This is a genomic window from Kitasatospora sp. NPDC056783 (assembly GCF_042789895.1).
Lineage (GTDB): Bacteria > Actinomycetota > Actinomycetes > Streptomycetales > Streptomycetaceae > Kitasatospora.
In genome coordinates this window covers 1-14,895 of record NZ_JBHUAF010000205.1, presented here as the reverse complement: position 1 = coordinate 14,895, position 14,895 = coordinate 1, and the positions used below count along the sequence as shown (strand labels likewise).

Sequence of the window (14,895 nt, the reverse complement as noted above, 5' to 3'; positions counted from 1 at the left end):
ACACGGCACCACGCCGCGGGACCGGAACCTGACACCGGTCCCGCGGCAACCCTGCTGACTGATCAGGAGCTCCACATGACGATGTCCCCGGAGACGGCGCTGCTCCGCCTCCTCCCCGTTCCCCACACGGCCGCCCCGGGCGGGCGCGGCTTCCCCCTCCGCGCAGGCACCCCCGTCGTGGTCGCCGACTCCGAGCTGCTGACCAGCGCCGCCCTCTTCGCAGAGCGCCTCGCGGCGGAGACCGGGCTGGTGCTCGGCCGGGTCGAGGTCGGCGCCGCGCGGCCCGGCGCGATCAGCGTCCGCGTGGATCCCGCCGACCCGGCGATCGCCGCGATCCCCGTGGCTCGCGGCGTATCCGCGTCCGGGGACGACCTCGGCGCGGAGCGCCACGCCCTCACCGTGGACGGCGACGGCATCCGCGTCGTGGGCGCTTCCGCGGCCGGCGTGCACCGCGCGCTGACCACCCTGGTCGCGCTCGCCGAACAGCTCCCGGTCGACTCGACGGGCGTCGGGCTGCCCGCCCTGGCCCTCACGGACGGCCCAGCCCTCGCCTGGCGCGGCCTCTCACTGGACGTGGCCCGCGCGAGGGTCTCGGTCGCCGAGGTGTGCCGGGTGATCGACCTGCTCGACCGCTACAAGCTGAACGTGCTGCACCTGCACCTGACCGACGACCAGGCCTGGCGCCTGGAGATCAGCTCCCGGCCGGAGCTGACGCACGGCCAGGAGCCCGGCGCCTTCTTCACCCAGGCGCAGTACCACGAGGTCGTCGCCTACGCAGCCGCGCGCCACATCACCCTCGTGCCCGAGATCGACATGCCCGGCCACAGCAGCGCCGCGATCGCCGCCTACCCGGAGCTGAGCTCGGCGGAAGTGACGGCCCTACCGGGCTCGACCGAGGAGATGTGGGCCAAGCTCGTCGCGGGCGAGCTCCGGCCGCTGTGGCTGGAGCCCGGACGCCCGGAAGTGTGGCGGTTCGTCGAGGAGGTGATCGCCGAGCTCGCGGCGCTCACACCCGGGCGATTCCTCCACATCGGCGGGGACGAGGCCTTCGGCATGCCCGCGACGGACCACCGGGCGTTCGTGGCCCGTGCGCGCGAACTGGTCCGCGCCCACGGCAAGGAGCCGGTCGGCTGGCAGGAGGCGATCCGGGTGGCGTCCGCTCCCGGCGAACTCGTCCAGCTCTGGATCGACGAGGAGCTGGCCCCCGACCCGGCGCACCCGTTCATGACCATGCTCCCGCCCGAAGTGACGGACATGCTCCTGTCGACCTCCCGCGAGTCCACCGAGGACACCGCCCTGATGGCCGAGCAGCAGGCGCGCGTTCTGGTCTCCTCCCGCGGAGGCGCCTACCTCGACCGCCCCTACGCGGAGGCCGTCAGCGGCGAGGCCGAGGATCGCCGCGCCCGCCTCGGGCACCCGCTCTACCCGCCGGTGACGCTGCGCGACGCCTGCACTGCGCCGATCGAGGGCCTCGACACCGAGACCCCCTTCGAGGTCGCGGGCTTCGAGGCGGTGCTCTGGTGCGAGACCGTGAAGAACGCCGACGACCTGTTCTTCCTGCTGCTCCCCCGCCTCCCCGCCCTCGCCGACCGCGCCTGGTCCCCGGGCCCCGCCCGCAGCTGGGACGACCTGCGCACCCGCCTCGCCGCCCAGTCCCCCGCCTGGCACCGCCACGGGCTCACCTGGTTCCCGGCACCGTCGGTCGACTGGACCTAGCGGCCGGCCGGCGGCCCGTCATGCCACCCGTGTGGAGCGGTTCGCCGGCGCGAGCGAGCCCCGGCCGCGCAACGACTGCCTGGGCGGCCGGGGTCCCGAGTGCCATGAGCGGGGGGCTCACCTCCGCCGACAGGCCGCCACTGGACCGCGACCGGTCCGCGCTGGACGAGGGGTCGTGCCCTCGTCCAGCGCGTCACGTGTGTTCTGGCGTGCCGAGCACCGGCGGCGGTCATGTCCGCGACGGCCGACTGCTCCTCGAACGACGCACCAGGGGCGGTGAGCGCAGGCCGGTCGACCGCGACGAACTGCACGGGCTGCCGGAAGTCGGGCAGCGGCGAATAGGGGTGGAGAGCCGCACGCAATACTACCCGTACCCTGATGCGTCGCTCAGCCCCGACGACGGCCGAGTCGGATCCATCGCGAACCTGGTCCAGTGCAGCGGCCGGTCGTCGGGCGCCGGCAGGTCGCCCGAGCGCACCGACGAGGGTCGCGGTGCGGGCGACACGGCGAGCGGTCATCATGACGCGGGCATTGCGTTCGACCCGGCGTCACGACCTGAGCACCTCGATGGCAGGCGCCTCCGATCACGCCATCAGACCGGCATCTGTCCGACTTCGGCCACCGGCCGTCGTGATCAGGACGGTGTTGCCGGAAAGGCGTTTGACGGTACATCGCCAGTGAAGAGATCGTGTGCGGCATTCATGCGCCGCTCATGAGCGAACCGGGGGGTTCTCCAGCCATGCCTTCGTACGATCACGGCACGTCACCCGTGCCGACCTCGTCCACACCGGGGCCGGACGGCTCCGGACCACCCGCCGGGCGCCCACGGCCCGGCCCGGTGGCCCGCGGCGCCCGGGGCCGGCCTTGCGCTCTTCGTAGGCGCGCTGGTGGTCGGCGATCTGTGTGAGCAGCCGGGCCTCGGCGGTGGTGGCGAGTGCGGGGTCCCGGACCAGCGGGGAGCGGGCGCGGACCAGCGCGCCGGGTGCGTACAGCGGCAGGGCCTTCTGCATCAGCCAGTCCGCCAGCCGCCTCAGGTCGGTGCCGTGGGGCGCCACGAACCAGCGGGCACTGCCGTCGTCGGGCACCCACACCCCGGCCACCGGGTCACCGAGGCCATCGACCAGGATCGGGCGCAGCGTTCCGGTGGGTGGGCCAGACTCCCAGATGGCAGCTCCCCTGGCCGTTCGGATTCTGGCCTGCTGCAGAGTGAGGCGCGACCAGGTCGTCTCGGCGGGTCGGTCGAGCAGGCGCAGGGCGAGGTCGCGTTCGGCGTCGTCCAGGTTGTCGGCGGGTCGGGGGCGGACGCCGGAGGGTAGACGCTGGACGCCGATCGCGCCGTTGTTCTCGGGCAGATTGATGCTGGGGGCGACGTCGCCGTGGAAGACGTTGCGGGTGTTCGGGCCGGCACCGGCGAGGGCGATGACGAGCGCGGTCTCGCCGCGCTGCCGGACGCCGGCGGCGTAGCGGGTGTAGGCACCGTGTTCGGTGACGGGGCCTCGGTCCGGGCTGAGGATGGCCGCGCAGTCACTGGTGTCGGTGCCGGTCCACCGCGGCTCGACACCGAGCGCCGTCCAGTCCGGCTCCACCGGCTGGGGTTCTTCGCGGAGTTGTCCGCCCGGGACCGTCGAGCGCGTGCTCATCACGAGGAGAGCGGTCGGCTTGGGCTGCCGGGGCTCGCGGGCGATGTGTATGGGGACCAGGCCGACGGCTTCGGGCGTGCTCATGGGGGACACGGTATCGGCACGGGCCCGGTGCAGGTAGGCGCGGCGGGTGCCAGGCCGGGACTGGCCTCTGCCTGGCGGTGCCGCCCGATTCCGGGGCGCTTACAGGGGGATCGGGCCGTGGGGCGCCGACAGGTTGACGACGCGGGTTCCGGCCGAGGCCTGATCAACGACGGCACGATGCTCGGTGGCGCCGGCGGTCAGGACCACCAGCCCGGCCAGCTCGTTCCGGCCCGCGCGGTGGGCGGGCCGGGCGGAGAACGGCGTACGGACGGCCGGCGGCGTACACCGGGAGCCCGCCGGCCCACCGGGGTTCCGTGATTTCTTCGTGGCCCAGCCGCGCGGGCCGGCCGCTGTCGGCCCGGACCCACCGGGCGGCCGCGGCCTCCAGCCGGAAGCGCCGCCCCATCGGCATGACGGCCCGCCAGTCCTGTCCTGTCCTCGGTTCGCCCCACCCCTCATGGCGTTGCTGACGCCGCCGCTGCTCCTCGGCAGCTTGCTTCGCCTGGTGCTCGTGGCCGGCTGCGGCGTGGATCTGTGCCCGCTCGACGTAGCGCGGTGCGGTCCACAGCACCCGGTGGTCGTCGGCGGGCAGCCAGTGAGGGATGATCCGGTCGCCGAGCACCCAGGCGACGACGACGTCCAGGGACGCGCTGACCTTCTCCCACCGGCCGTGGCCGTGCGGGCAGCGGCATTTCTTGCGGCACGGCACGACGGTGAAGCGGCCGACGCCGCCGTGCACGCTCCAGCTCCCGGTGTCGGCAGGGCCCCGGGGCGAGACCACGACCGTGGGTGCCGCGCCCACCCAGCCCCGGGAGGACAGTGCCACCCAGCACACGGCGACACCGGCGCCGGCGTAGCGGTCGGTGCGCGCGCGGAGCTCGTCGCGGGTGATCGGGGAGAGCTGTGTCTCCCAGGCCATGCGGCGGGAGCCGTCGGCGGAGAAGGCCATCACGTAGGCGCGCCAGCTGCCGTCCGGTGCGCGGACCTCCAGCTCGGCGTACCAGCCGGCGGCCCGGATGGCGTGCGCGAGCTGCAGTTTGGTGAGGTGGTGCTCCATGCTCTCCTGCGCCAGCGCGCAGGCCGGGGAGCCGCGGTCGTGGGAGAAGAACCGCATCCCCGTGGGCGAGACCTTGGCGTGCACTCCGTGGCCGCACTCCGGGCAGCGAAGCGGGACCCGTGGCCGTGCCCGGTGGACCGCCGGCCACGCCCAGCCGCAGCCCAGGTCGTCCCGGGTCGCGTCCAGACGGCCACGCTGCGCGTGCACGGCGGTGAACGTCACCGTTCCCCCTCTCCCCGGCCATCATCCTCCCCGGCCCCTCCCCTGCCGAACCGCGGACCGGGGCCGCCCGGGGCGTGCGGGGGTTCGGCGGGTGCCTGCCGTCAACGTGCGGCTGCCGATCCCCCACCGCACTGCGGGCTACGCCTCAACGGTTCGAACTGCGGGTGCCCGAGGCGGCTACGGGCGGCTCAGCAGGAGCCCTGTGTGCGCCTCGTGGCGGGGTCACAGCGGCAGGAGCCAGCCGGGCCCGTCCTCGCTGCCGAGCCATACTCGCTGTCCGTCGCCGGTGACCGTGATGCCGAACTTCTCCTGGTGCAGCGCGCCGGCCGCCTGCCACGCCTGGATCGCGCCCTCGACCTGGTCCCACAGGCGCAGCGGGCCGCGTTGGGCGGCGGTGAAGCCGCCGTTGCCGTCGGGGCGGGTGCGGGCGTGGGAGCCGGTGGCGTGGTCGATGAGGATCTGCTGGTCGCCGGCGCTGATGCGTTCGGCGGAAGGGGCGGCGAGCTGGGCGACCCAGGTGCCGGTCCAGGTGGTGATGGTGGTGGGGTCGATGCGGGTGGGGCGTTCGTCGCCGGGCAGGAGGGTGGGGTTCTGCCGCGGGGGCCGGTCGTGGGGGCGGGCGATCATGAAGCTGGTGTGGCCGGGCAGGAAGCGGCCGGTCGCTTCGCCGGGTTCGGTGACGGTGAGCAGCGCGAGGCCGTAGCCGAACTGCCAGCCGGAGAAGGTGACGAGGATCTTCCCGCCGGGTCTGACCTGGTGGAGCCAGGCGTAGGGCAGGGTGCGTACGGCGCAGGTGGCGATCAGCCGGTCGTACGGGGCCCCGTCCCGGTGGCCGGCGAGGCCGTCGCCGGTGATCAGGTGCGGGGTGTAGCCGGCGGTCTTGAGGGAGGCGGCGGCGCGGGCGGCGACGGCGGGGTCGACCTCGATGCTGGTGATGTTGCCGTCGCCGAGGCGGTGGGCGCCGAGCGCGGTCGAGTAGCCGGTGCCGGTGCCGATCTCCAGGACGCGGTGGCCGTCGTGGACGTCGAGTTGCTGCCACATCCGCAGGACCAGGGAGGGCAGGGTGGACGACGACGATGGGGAACCGGCGGCAGGCGTGTCTGCCGGGTGGATGTGGCCGTCGAGCTGGGTGATGAGGGTCTGGTTGGTGTAGACGGCCTGGAGCCATCCGTCGTCGCCTTCGTGGACCGGTTCGTAGGAGGTCGGGAAGGAGCCGGGGACCTCGCGGAAGTAGGCGTCGACGAACGTCTCGCGCGGCACGGCCGCTGCGGCGGCACGCCAGAGCGGGTCCGTGAGACCTTCCTCGGCGGCCAGGTGGCGGACGAGGTCTGCGCGCAGGTCCGCGGCGGTGGAGGTCATCCAGAGTGGCCTTTCTCAAACTGGTCGGCGATCGCCGTGGCGATGGCCCCGGTGGTCTCGGGTGGGAAGAACGCCCACTGCCCGGCAGGGTTGGCTTCGAGGAAGTGCCAGCGGCCGGCGGTGTCGACGGCGAAGTCGAACGCCGCGTAGACCAGCTGGAAGTGCGCCCGGTAGCGGGCCACCGAGCGGCGGACGGCGGCGGGTACGGCTATCGGTGTGAAGGTGAGCAGGTCCTGGCGGCGACGCCAGTCGAGGTCAGGGCTGTCGATCCGGACCGCGAACAGCTCCTGGCCCACGGCGGTCAGGCGCACGTCGAAGCCCTTGGCCACCTTCGTCTGGAACAGGTGCGGGCACGCCGCGACGGCGTCGTCGATCTCGTGCGGGTCGACCTCGGCGACCCACGCCTGCAGCGGATGGCCGGCCTCGTCGACGTAGGGGGAGTTCCACAGCGGTTTGTAGACGGCCCCGCCGGGCTGCTGGGCGCAGAAGGCGCGGGCCTGACCGGGGTCGGTGGTGACGATGGTGTCGGGGACGGCGAAGCCGGCGGTGAGCGCGGCGTCGAGCTGGGCGGGCTTGTGCTCGGCCGCCCGGATCCGCCAGGGGTGATTGACGTAGTGGGCGCCGGGCAGCGCGGCGAGGATCCCGCCGGCGCCCCACTGGGCCTGGGCGCGGGCGAAGTCGGCGTCCTGCCCGGCGATTCCGGGCGGCGCGCTCCAGGCCGAGGGGCGCCGGTACCAGACCGATCGGACCCGGTCGAGGTCCAGGGTGCGGGTGGCGGTGCTCAGGGTGCCGCGCCGTCCGTCCGCACCGTAGCGGGCGGTCAGCGCGGCACCCTGGTGGAGCTCGGCGCCGGGGTCCGCGCGCACGACCGGCACCCCGCGGCCGGCCAGGATCCGCAGCACGATGTCGGCCGTCGGATCGTAGGAGCAGGTCAGCACGAGCACGGCCGGCTGCCGCTCGCCCGTGGTCAGCTCTGGTCCTGGTCATTGGAGGTGAGGGTGTCCACGTCGGTCGGCGTGCTCTGACCGCCGCTCTGCCCGTCCCCGCCGCCGCCGCCGGTGCTTGTCGGACCGGTCTGGTCGGTGCTGGTTCCGTGCTTCCCGAGCTCGACGGTGCGGCCCTGCTCGTCGTGGAAGACGGCGACCTGGGTGTCCGGATCGATGACCGGGGTGAGCATTGGCGCGGGCGGGGTGTGGGCGTAGCGGCGCATCCGGGTGGTGCCCCACGGAGTAGCTGCGGTGTTCGGCATCCTGATCTCTCCTTCACCCTGGCACATGACGTTGACGAGGCGAGCGGTGACCGATCGGTGACCAGCAGTCATCATCGTGCACGGGGCAGGAGTTGGGGAGCAGTTCGGTGAACTTCGCCGCCCCTTGCACGGGCCCCACCCCGGCGGCTGGGGCATCTCGCGCCGCGTCAGCACTCGCGCGGCCGGGGGCTCGTCGTGCTGCTGACCTTGGCCGGGCCCCCTCCGCCGGACTCCGTCGCCGACCGCGCACAGCTGGCCGCGCTTGCCCTGCTGGCGGTGGGTCACCAGCGGGTGGTGATTTTGTCGGGTCATATGAGGGTCTGGCCCAGGTTCTGTGACCGGTGACACTGGGTGACGGATCTTGGGCGGTGGCGGGGTCTGGAGATTGTCCGGAACTGGATGACGGAGTCGCCCGGGCGGCTGGCAGTCGGCGGCTGTGTCTCAATCGTGGTCGTGGCTCGGCGAGTTGCTGTTCCCGTCGCTGTCCCAGGTGGAGGTCGTCGGTGTCGAAGCGTCCGGTGCAGTGGTGCGGGTCGCTGCCCGCGTGGCTGCTCCGGGTGCGTCTTGCCCGGACTGCGGGGCGTGGTCGGAACGGGTCCACGGCTCCTACCTGCGCTATCCGTCGGATCTTCCCAGTTGCGGGCGGCCCGTGACGGTTGCCTTGCGGGTGCGTCGCTTCGCCTGCCCGGCCCCGGCGTGTCGGCGGCGGACGTTCGCCGAACAGATCGACGGGCTGACACGTCGCCACGGGCAGGTCACCGAGCGACAGCGTTCGTCGGTCGCCGGACTGGGGCCAGCGCTGGCCGGGCGGGCCGGAGCGCGGATGGCCGCGCTGCTGGGCATCCGGGCGAGCCGGAGCACGCTGCTGCGGCGGGTGATGGAGCTGCCCGACCGCCGTCGGGGCCCCGGCGGCGGTCGGGGTCGACGACTTCGCGCTGCGCAAGGGCCAGACCTACGGCACGGTGATCACGAACGCGGTCACCCACAAGGTCTTGGACCTGCTGCCCGAGCGGGACGCGGCCACGCTCGCCCCGTGGCTCGCCGGGCACCCGCAGATCGAGGTGATCGCACGTGACCGTGCCAGCGCCTACGCGGAGGCGGCTGACCGTGCGGCACCGCAGGCCCGGCAAGTGGCAGACCGCTCTCACCTGTGGGCGAACCTGGTCCGCGCTGTGGAGCGCGTCGTCACCGATCACCGCGCCTGCCTGCGTGTTCCCGAGTCCGAGCCGGAGCCCGAACCCCAGTGGGAGAACCCGTTACCCGCCGAGGCCGGCAACGCCGATGATGCCCAGCCGGTGAACCCGGCCGGGCGCGTCGCCGAACGGCGGCGCGCCAACCACGCCCTCGCCCACGGGCTCCTGAACAGCGGCATGAGCCAGCGCGCCGTCGCGAAGCACCTGGGCTGGAGCCGCAATACCGTGCGCCGCTACGCGGAGGCCGAGAAGTGGCAGGACATGATGAAAGGCCCGCAGGCCCCGCGCACCGTCAAGCTCGACCCCTACAAGCCCTACATGCTGCGGCGCTGGGAGGAGACCAGCGGCAAAATCAGCGGCACGGCACTGCTCGGTGAGATCACCGCCCGGGGCTACCGCGGCGGATACACCCAGCTCGCCACATGGAAGCAGCGCGAACTGCTCCCGGACGGCCCGCCGCCACCGCGCCCGCCCACGGTCCGCGAGGCCACCGACTGGCTCACCCGCCACCCCGACGGCCTCACCGCCGAAGAAGCCCTCCGGCGCAAGACCATCCTGGTCCACTGCCCCGAACTGGACACCACCGCCCACCTGGTCACCACGTTCGCCGAGATACTCACCCTCCTCGACGGGCACCGCCTGCCCGAATGGATCACCGAAGCCAGAGCTTCGGGCCTGCCCGGGATCAGCACCTTCGCGAACGGCCTGAACAGCGACTACGCCGCCGTCCACGCCGGACTGACCACGCACTGGAACTCCGGCCACGTCGAGGGCGCCGTGAACAGGATCAAAATGCTGAAACGACAAATGTACGGCCGAGCCAGCTTCCCGCTCCTGCGCAAGAGGGTCCTGCTGGCCAGTTGAGCCTGTAGGTCCCATAGGGTGCACCGACGAGAGAAGTCACTTGATGGACTCCCGAATACCCCGCGTGCGGCGCAAGCTTGCCGCCGCGCCCTTCCAGCCCCTCCGCAGCCACTCCTTCGGCGAAGAGACGCATCGGTTCCGCCTTGGGCCGCGGCTGACCGAAGCCCGGATCACGGCGATCGAGTCTGAACACGCCGTCGCTCTACCCGGTCCGTATCGGCAGTTCCTCCTGCATATAGGTGGTTCGGGAGCGGGACCCTTCTACGGCCTCAAGCCGCTGGAGAAGTGCGCCTTGCTCGTCATGCAGCCCAGCTCCGCTCCCGGCACCCCGCGTGGCTTCGACGAGGCGGGCACCGCGGAGGAAGGCGACCTGTTCCTCCACATCGCCGAGATGGGATGTACCGACGTCTGCGTTCTTGCCCTCACCGGTCCCCTGGTTGGCCGCGTTGTGATCGGCAACAGCGACGGACACTGGGGGCCCGACGTTTCATCGGCAAGCGACTTCCTCGCCTGGTACGAGCGGTGGCTCGATCATATGACTGCCGGGCTGGACAACCGCGCACTGGAACTCACCTCACCCCACCTCCGCAGCCACCCGAATCGGCATCGACTGGCTCCGAAGATGTGACTCACCGTAGCCACTCCCGGAAGTTGGGCCAGACCCCGCAAAACGAGGTGCACGCCCTGCTGGCCGCGGGACACAGCCAGCGCGCCGTCCAACGACAGCTCGACATGAGCTGGCGCACGGTCAAAGCCTTCGCCGACGCCGCGAGCCCGGAGGAGCTCTTCCGGGGCCAGTGGCAGAACCGTCCGTCCTGGACGAGTACATGCCCTACCTCGACGACCGCTGGACCGAGGGCTGCACCAACGCCCGGAAGCTCTGGGAGGAGATCGTTCCGCTCGGCTACAAGGGCAGCCACCAGCGTGTCGGCGCCTACCTGCGGCAGAAGCGGACCTCTCCCCGGCCCGTGACCGCGCAGCCACCGTCGCCCCGCACCGTCGCCGGCTGGATCCTCCGACGGCCCACCGCGCTGTCCGAGGCCGAGCAACTCCAGCTCAAGACCGTCCTGACCCACTGCCCCGAGCTCGACGCCCTGACCCGGCACGTCCGCTCCCACGCCGTCATGCTCACCGAGCGCCAAGGCGAGCGGCTCCCGGAATGGCTCGACGCCGTCCGCCAGGACGACCTGCCCAGCCTCCATACCCTCGCCGCCGGCATCGACCGCGACCGCGATGCGGTCATCGCCGTCCTCACCCTGCCCTGGAACTCCGGCGTCGTCGAAGGCCACGTCAACCGGATCAAGATGCTCAAACGCCAGATGTTCGGTCGGGCCGGCTTTCATCTCCTCCGCAAGCGGGTCCTGCTCTACTCGTGAAGCACGGATCAGACCGCATCATCAACAAGGCCGAAGCCTTCCGGAAACCCCTCCAGGAACTCCCGCCGCGCGGGGTCGGACTCGGCTTCGGCCATCGTCCCGAGCAGACCGATCAGTTCGCCCCGCTGCCCGCTCGACAGCTGGCTGACCAGGTGGGCGACACCCTCCAGGACCTTGACGGCGTCGTCCGGATCCATCTGCTCGTCTTCACTGCCCTCGATGAACCACAGAACATCGACCAAGGCCTCGGCCAGGGCGTGGGTCAGAGACGAGTACTCGGGCATCAACGCGGTCTCCCACCAGGTCAGGACAGCAGAGTCCGGTCATCCCACCACACACCACCGACATCACACTCAGTCAGCCCTCCACGGAAGTTGAGCCAGAACCCGTGAAGCGGCAGCGTTTGGTCAGCGGTTTGGGCAGCAGTTGGCGATCTTGAACGCGGCAGATGTTCACGAGAAATGACGGCACCCGACGGTGACGGCCCTTCGCCTGGTGAGCGGAGGGCCGTCGGCTGCGGCTTGTCGCTTGGACTTCATGTTGATCAAGCCATGTGCGAAGGTGGTGGCCGTGCCTCAGCTTGGTCGCCGTCTCCGTTCCCTCAGCGTCGCGTTCGGGCTTGCCCCGACAGGATTTGCCGCGTGCCAGGAGACGGATGACCCGGTTCTGGAGCATGCCCTGGCGGATATGGCAACTCTCTGTGGCATCCCTCGGCGCCAGGTGGCGGTCTATCGGCACCTGTTCGTCGCGAGGAAGGGGCCCGGAAGGTGTTCGGGCTGCCGGGCAAAGGCGGTCGGTGCCTAGTTCAAGCCCTGAGCGCGGTCAGCACCTAAGTGGTCGGCTCCGGAAGTCCTTCGGGGGTTGACTCCTGAGCCTGTGTCGTGCATGCAGCCGGGCCAGACGTTGGGGGCTCTCGAAGGCTGAGTCGTCGGGGAACCCGGATGCGCAGGTCCCTAACGGTGGAGTCGCGTATTGGAACTGCTGGAGCCTTCACAGTGGAAGCCCACAAACACGGCCAAACCGGACCGGAAGAGTGGCTCCGGTTCGGCCACAAGAGTGTTTCGAAGTGCGGTGATGACCGTACAGCGGCAAGATTGGGTGTCCCTGCCACGGGCAGCGCGTCGACCGGGTTCAGGATCCCGATCGCAAACAGCACTGCGGCCTGGGGGCTAGCATCGGCTCTATCCGGTGGGCTACGTTGCAGCCATGACTACCGGGACGGCATTGCGCCACACACGGATTGGTGACCCGGTGCTCTTCTGAGCGCCGTACGGGCCGAAGCCGGCCCGCTGTTGGATCGAGGATCTTGCGCTGCTGCTCGGGCTCCGCCTCCGTCGTGTTGATCACAGGCTCGACACGTCAACCACGACAGGAGAATTCATGCCCACCACCATGCTGCAGATTCCCACCGCGGACGGCCAGGCCGACGCGTTCGCCGCCTTCCCCGACGATGGCGGACGGCACCCGGGAGTGCTGATGTACGCGGACGGCTTCGGGCTCCGGCCCGTGCTGCGGGAGATGGCCCGCGAACTGGCCGGGCACGGGTACTACGTACTCGTCCCCAACTACTTCTATCGGAACGGCCCGGCACCGGTGATCGACCTTCCCGAGCACATCGGAGAAGAGGTACGGCCCGCGGTCTTCGCCCAGCTGATGCCCTTGATCGAGGCGCACACCCCCGAACGAGTCCTGAGCGACGCCGACGCCTACCTCGGGTTCCTCACCACCCAGCCCGAGGTCAGCGCCGGGCCTGTCGCCGTGACCGGCTACTGCATAGGCGGCCTCCTGGCGATGTGCACCGCCGCGGCCCACCCCGGCCAGGTGGCCGCCGTCGCTGCATTCCACGGCCCCGTGGGCGCCGACGGGCCCGACCCGCTCTCCAAGCTCACCGCCCAGGTCCACCTCGGCCACGCCGAAGGCGACATGACACCCGAGGCCCTCGGCGAGCTCAACCAGGCCCTGGATGCCGCAGGTGTCAGCTACACCTCCGAGATCTACCCCGGCACCATCCACGGCTTCACCATGTCCGACACCGACGCCTTCAACCCCACCGCACTGCAGCGCCACTGGGACCGCCTGCTGCCCCTTCTCGGCCGCACCCTGGCCAACGGCTGAGGCTCCCGGCCCGGAAATCAAGCCCGAAGTACACGTTTCCGGAGTCCTGGATGATTGATGCCCAGGGCTCGCTGGCGCGCATGACATGAAGCGAGGGAGCCCAGAGATCGGTTGTGACGCCTGACCTGGACTCCCTCGCCACCGCACTCTATGTGAAGACCGACGACCTGCTGAAGGAATCGCCGCATCTGGCTCCGTGGTGGCCCGAGATCGGCATCGAGCCCAAGCTCAGCGATGCCGAGCTGGTCACCCTCGCGGTGATGCAGCCCCGGCTCGGCTATGTCTCCGAGCGCCGCTGGAGGGCGAGGCAAGCTGTGGCTTGCCAGTGATCCACTTCTCCTGATCGGCCCTCGTCCCATGCCCGTCCGCGCTGCCTGTCTGATAGTCCTGAGTGCCGCCGAACGCGCGCGGTTGAAGAAGATGGCCTACGGCCACCGGACCGAGCACCGGCTGCGGGTGCGTGCGCGAGTGGTGCTGCACGCCGCACGCGGACGCTCCAACGCACGCATCGCCCGGGAGACGGGGCTGCACCTGGACACCGTGCGCCGCTGGCGTGGCCGGTTCGCCCAGACGGGCCTGCCCGGGCTCAAAGACCGTCAACGCTGCGGCCGCCCCGCCTCATTCACGTCACTGCAGGCCACCGAGATCAAGGCACTGGCTTGCCAGCTGCCCGCCGAGACCGGGGTGCCGCTGGCCCGCTGGTCGTGCCCGGAGCTGGCCCGCGAAGCCGTCACGCGGGGCATCGCCACGTTCGTGTCCGCCTCCACCGTGCGCCGCTGGCTGGCCGAGGACGCCCACAAGCCCTGGCAGCACCGCTCCTGGATCTTCATCACCGACCCCGACTTCCGCCCCAAGGCCGAGCGTGTGCTGGACCTGTACGCCCGCACCTGGCAGGGCCTGCCGCTCGGCCAGGACGAGTACGTCATCAGCGCCGACGAGAAAACCTCTATCCAGGCCCGCCGCCGCTGCCACCCCACTCTGGCCCCCGGCCAGGCCCGCGCGATGCGCGTCAACCACACCTACGGACGCGGCGGCGCCCTGGCCTACCTGGCAGCCTACGACGTCCACGCCGCGAAGGTGTTCGGCCGCTGCGAGGCGCGCACGGGCATCGCCCCGTTTATGAGCCTGGTCGCCCAGGTCATGAGCACCGAGCCCTACGCCAGCGCGAAACGCGTGTTCTGGATCGTCGACAACGGCTCTTCCCATCGAGGGCGGAAGGCTGCCGACCGGCTGACCGCTGCCTTCCCCAACGCCGTCATGGTCCACACCCCCGTCCACGCTTCGTGGTTGAACCAGGTGGAGATCTACTTCTCCGTCGTCCAGCGCAAGGTCGTCTCGCCCAACGATTTCACCGACCTTGCCCAGGTCGGGGACCGGCTCCGAGCCTTCGAAGACCGCTACAACGCCACGGCACAGCCCTTCCAGTGGAAGTTCACCACCTCCGACCTGGACGATCTACTGGCCAGGCTCGACCGGCACATCGCCGATCGCCCAGAAGAATCCTCGTTCCGCGCCACTGCATGATCAACCCCCGAAGGACTTCCGGAGGCGACCACTTAGAACCGTCACCGGACTCTAGGCCCGCCCGGCCGCCGCCCGGGAAGGGGAGAACAGGCCAATGCGCGAGTCGGCCACCGGCCGCCCCCGCCCGCCGCCGCTGGGCGGGACGGGTGTGCTCTGGAAGCCGACGCCGTACTCGCGCTGCAACACGCGGGCCAACAGATCCGACCGGGAGTCGCGGCGGATCACCGCGTACACGTAGACCTCGAGCCTCGGCAACACCCTGACCCTCGTCGTGCAGAGCACAACTATGCCTCGAAGCAAGCACCTGAGTGCTCTCAAAACTCCCCGACACCGCTCCTCCGCGGCAACGGGTGCTCTCACCGTTGAGCAACGAGTGCTCTCGCTACTCACCTACAAAGCCACCTTCCAGATGCGCACGCCGATCTGGTGCCGCACCCAGGCCGCTGAGGTCGGCGAAGCCTGCGGCATGGTGATCGGCCAGCTGCTGGAGGTCAAC

14 protein-coding genes and 1 pseudogene are annotated in these 14,895 nt (G+C 71.0%); 8 read left to right on the top strand and 7 right to left on the bottom strand.

Annotation, left to right across the window (positions count from 1 at the left end; genetic code table 11):
* Positions 1-75: 75 nt before the first annotated feature.
* Positions 76-1,716, top strand: coding sequence for a family 20 glycosylhydrolase (locus tag ACFRMQ_RS25535; protein WP_380732947.1), 1,641 nt, complete (start codon positions 76-78; stop codon positions 1,714-1,716).
* Positions 1,717-2,426: 710 nt separating this feature from the next.
* On the opposite strand, the gene ACFRMQ_RS25530 is transcribed toward ACFRMQ_RS25535, so the two are convergent.
* From ACFRMQ_RS25530 to tgmA, 5 genes are all read right to left on the bottom strand, one after another.
* Complete coding sequence (locus ACFRMQ_RS25530) at positions 2,427-3,440, bottom strand: hypothetical protein (protein WP_380732946.1); 1,014 nt, start codon at positions 3,438-3,440, stop codon at positions 2,427-2,429.
* A 163-nt stretch (positions 3,441-3,603) separates the two neighbouring features.
* Positions 3,604-4,719, bottom strand: coding sequence for a competence protein CoiA (locus ACFRMQ_RS25525; protein ID WP_380732945.1), 1,116 nt, complete (start codon positions 4,717-4,719; stop codon positions 3,604-3,606).
* A gap of 222 nt (positions 4,720-4,941) precedes the next feature.
* Positions 4,942-6,078, bottom strand: coding sequence for an ATP-grasp peptide maturase system methyltransferase (gene tgmC, locus ACFRMQ_RS25520; protein WP_380732943.1), 1,137 nt, complete (start codon positions 6,076-6,078; stop codon positions 4,942-4,944).
* Positions 6,075-7,022: an ATP-grasp ribosomal peptide maturase gene (tgmB, locus tag ACFRMQ_RS25515; RefSeq protein ID WP_380732942.1), complete on the bottom strand. Its 948-nt coding sequence runs from the start codon at positions 7,020-7,022 to the stop codon at positions 6,075-6,077. The genes tgmC and tgmB overlap by 4 nt, the downstream gene beginning before the upstream one ends.
* A gap of 23 nt (positions 7,023-7,045) precedes the next feature.
* Entirely contained in the window at positions 7,046-7,327 is a 282-nt protein-coding gene (tgmA, locus tag ACFRMQ_RS25510; RefSeq protein WP_380732941.1) for a putative ATP-grasp-modified RiPP, read from the bottom strand.
* Positions 7,328-7,763: 436 nt separating this feature from the next.
* On the opposite strand from tgmA, the gene ACFRMQ_RS25505 reads away from it, so the two are divergent.
* The 4 genes from ACFRMQ_RS25505 to ACFRMQ_RS25490 all read left to right on the top strand — a co-directional run bounded on the left by ACFRMQ_RS25505 (position 7,764) and on the right by ACFRMQ_RS25490 (position 10,760).
* A complete protein-coding gene (locus ACFRMQ_RS25505; RefSeq protein ID WP_380732939.1) occupies positions 7,764-8,402 on the top strand; it encodes a transposase family protein in 639 nt (212 codons plus the stop codon).
* Positions 8,290-9,384 (top strand): ISL3 family transposase, encoded by a 1,095-nt coding sequence (locus ACFRMQ_RS25500; RefSeq protein WP_380732938.1) that lies wholly within the window; start codon positions 8,290-8,292, stop codon positions 9,382-9,384. Before ACFRMQ_RS25505 ends, ACFRMQ_RS25500 begins: the two co-directional genes overlap by 113 nt.
* Before the next feature lie 43 nt (positions 9,385-9,427).
* A complete protein-coding gene (locus ACFRMQ_RS25495) occupies positions 9,428-10,012 on the top strand; it encodes an SMI1/KNR4 family protein (RefSeq protein ID WP_380732937.1) in 585 nt (194 codons plus the stop codon).
* A 169-nt stretch (positions 10,013-10,181) separates the two neighbouring features.
* On the top strand, positions 10,182-10,760 hold the full coding sequence (locus ACFRMQ_RS25490; protein WP_380732936.1) for a transposase: 579 nt from the start codon (positions 10,182-10,184) through the stop codon (positions 10,758-10,760).
* A gap of 8 nt (positions 10,761-10,768) precedes the next feature.
* On the opposite strand, the gene ACFRMQ_RS25485 is transcribed toward ACFRMQ_RS25490, so the two are convergent.
* Positions 10,769-11,044 carry a hypothetical protein gene (locus ACFRMQ_RS25485; RefSeq protein WP_380732935.1) on the bottom strand — a complete coding sequence of 92 codons (276 nt, stop codon included), beginning with the start codon at positions 11,042-11,044 and terminating at the stop codon, positions 10,769-10,771.
* Positions 11,045-12,140: 1,096 nt separating this feature from the next.
* Between ACFRMQ_RS25485 and ACFRMQ_RS25480 the strand changes: the two genes are divergently transcribed.
* From ACFRMQ_RS25480 to ACFRMQ_RS25470, 3 genes and pseudogenes are all read left to right on the top strand, one after another.
* The gene (locus ACFRMQ_RS25480; protein WP_380732934.1) at positions 12,141-12,875 is read left to right on the top strand and encodes a dienelactone hydrolase family protein; all 735 of its coding nucleotides are present in this window, start codon (positions 12,141-12,143) and stop codon (positions 12,873-12,875) included.
* Between the two features lie 113 nt (positions 12,876-12,988).
* Positions 12,989-13,174 (top strand): annotated as a pseudogene (locus ACFRMQ_RS25475) (IS982 family transposase); the annotation flags it as partial.
* Between the two features lie 121 nt (positions 13,175-13,295).
* On the top strand, positions 13,296-14,399 hold the full coding sequence (locus tag ACFRMQ_RS25470) for an IS630 family transposase (RefSeq protein ID WP_380732948.1): 1,104 nt from the start codon (positions 13,296-13,298) through the stop codon (positions 14,397-14,399).
* 51 nt (positions 14,400-14,450) lie between these two features.
* Here ACFRMQ_RS25470 and ACFRMQ_RS25465 read toward each other — a convergent pair whose 3' ends face one another.
* Positions 14,451-14,654: a hypothetical protein gene (locus ACFRMQ_RS25465; protein ID WP_380732933.1), complete on the bottom strand. Its 204-nt coding sequence runs from the start codon at positions 14,652-14,654 to the stop codon at positions 14,451-14,453.
* Positions 14,655-14,895: the final 241 nt, after the last annotated feature.

Coding starts and splice junctions, on each gene's coding strand:
- ACFRMQ_RS25535 (WP_380732947.1), top strand. CDS start 76: ATGACGATGTCCCCGGAGACGGCGCTGCTCCGCCTCCTCCCCGTTCCC.
- ACFRMQ_RS25530 (WP_380732946.1), bottom strand. CDS start 3,440: ATGAGCACGCCCGAAGCCGTCGGCCTGGTCCCCATACACATCGCCCGC.
- tgmC (WP_380732943.1), bottom strand. CDS start 6,078: ATGACCTCCACCGCCGCGGACCTGCGCGCAGACCTCGTCCGCCACCTG.
- tgmA (WP_380732941.1), bottom strand. CDS start 7,327: ATGCCGAACACCGCAGCTACTCCGTGGGGCACCACCCGGATGCGCCGC.
- ACFRMQ_RS25495 (WP_380732937.1), top strand. CDS start 9,428: ATGGACTCCCGAATACCCCGCGTGCGGCGCAAGCTTGCCGCCGCGCCC.
- ACFRMQ_RS25485 (WP_380732935.1), bottom strand. CDS start 11,044: ATGCCCGAGTACTCGTCTCTGACCCACGCCCTGGCCGAGGCCTTGGTC.
- ACFRMQ_RS25480 (WP_380732934.1), top strand. CDS start 12,141: ATGCCCACCACCATGCTGCAGATTCCCACCGCGGACGGCCAGGCCGAC.
- ACFRMQ_RS25470 (WP_380732948.1), top strand. CDS start 13,296: ATGGCCTACGGCCACCGGACCGAGCACCGGCTGCGGGTGCGTGCGCGA.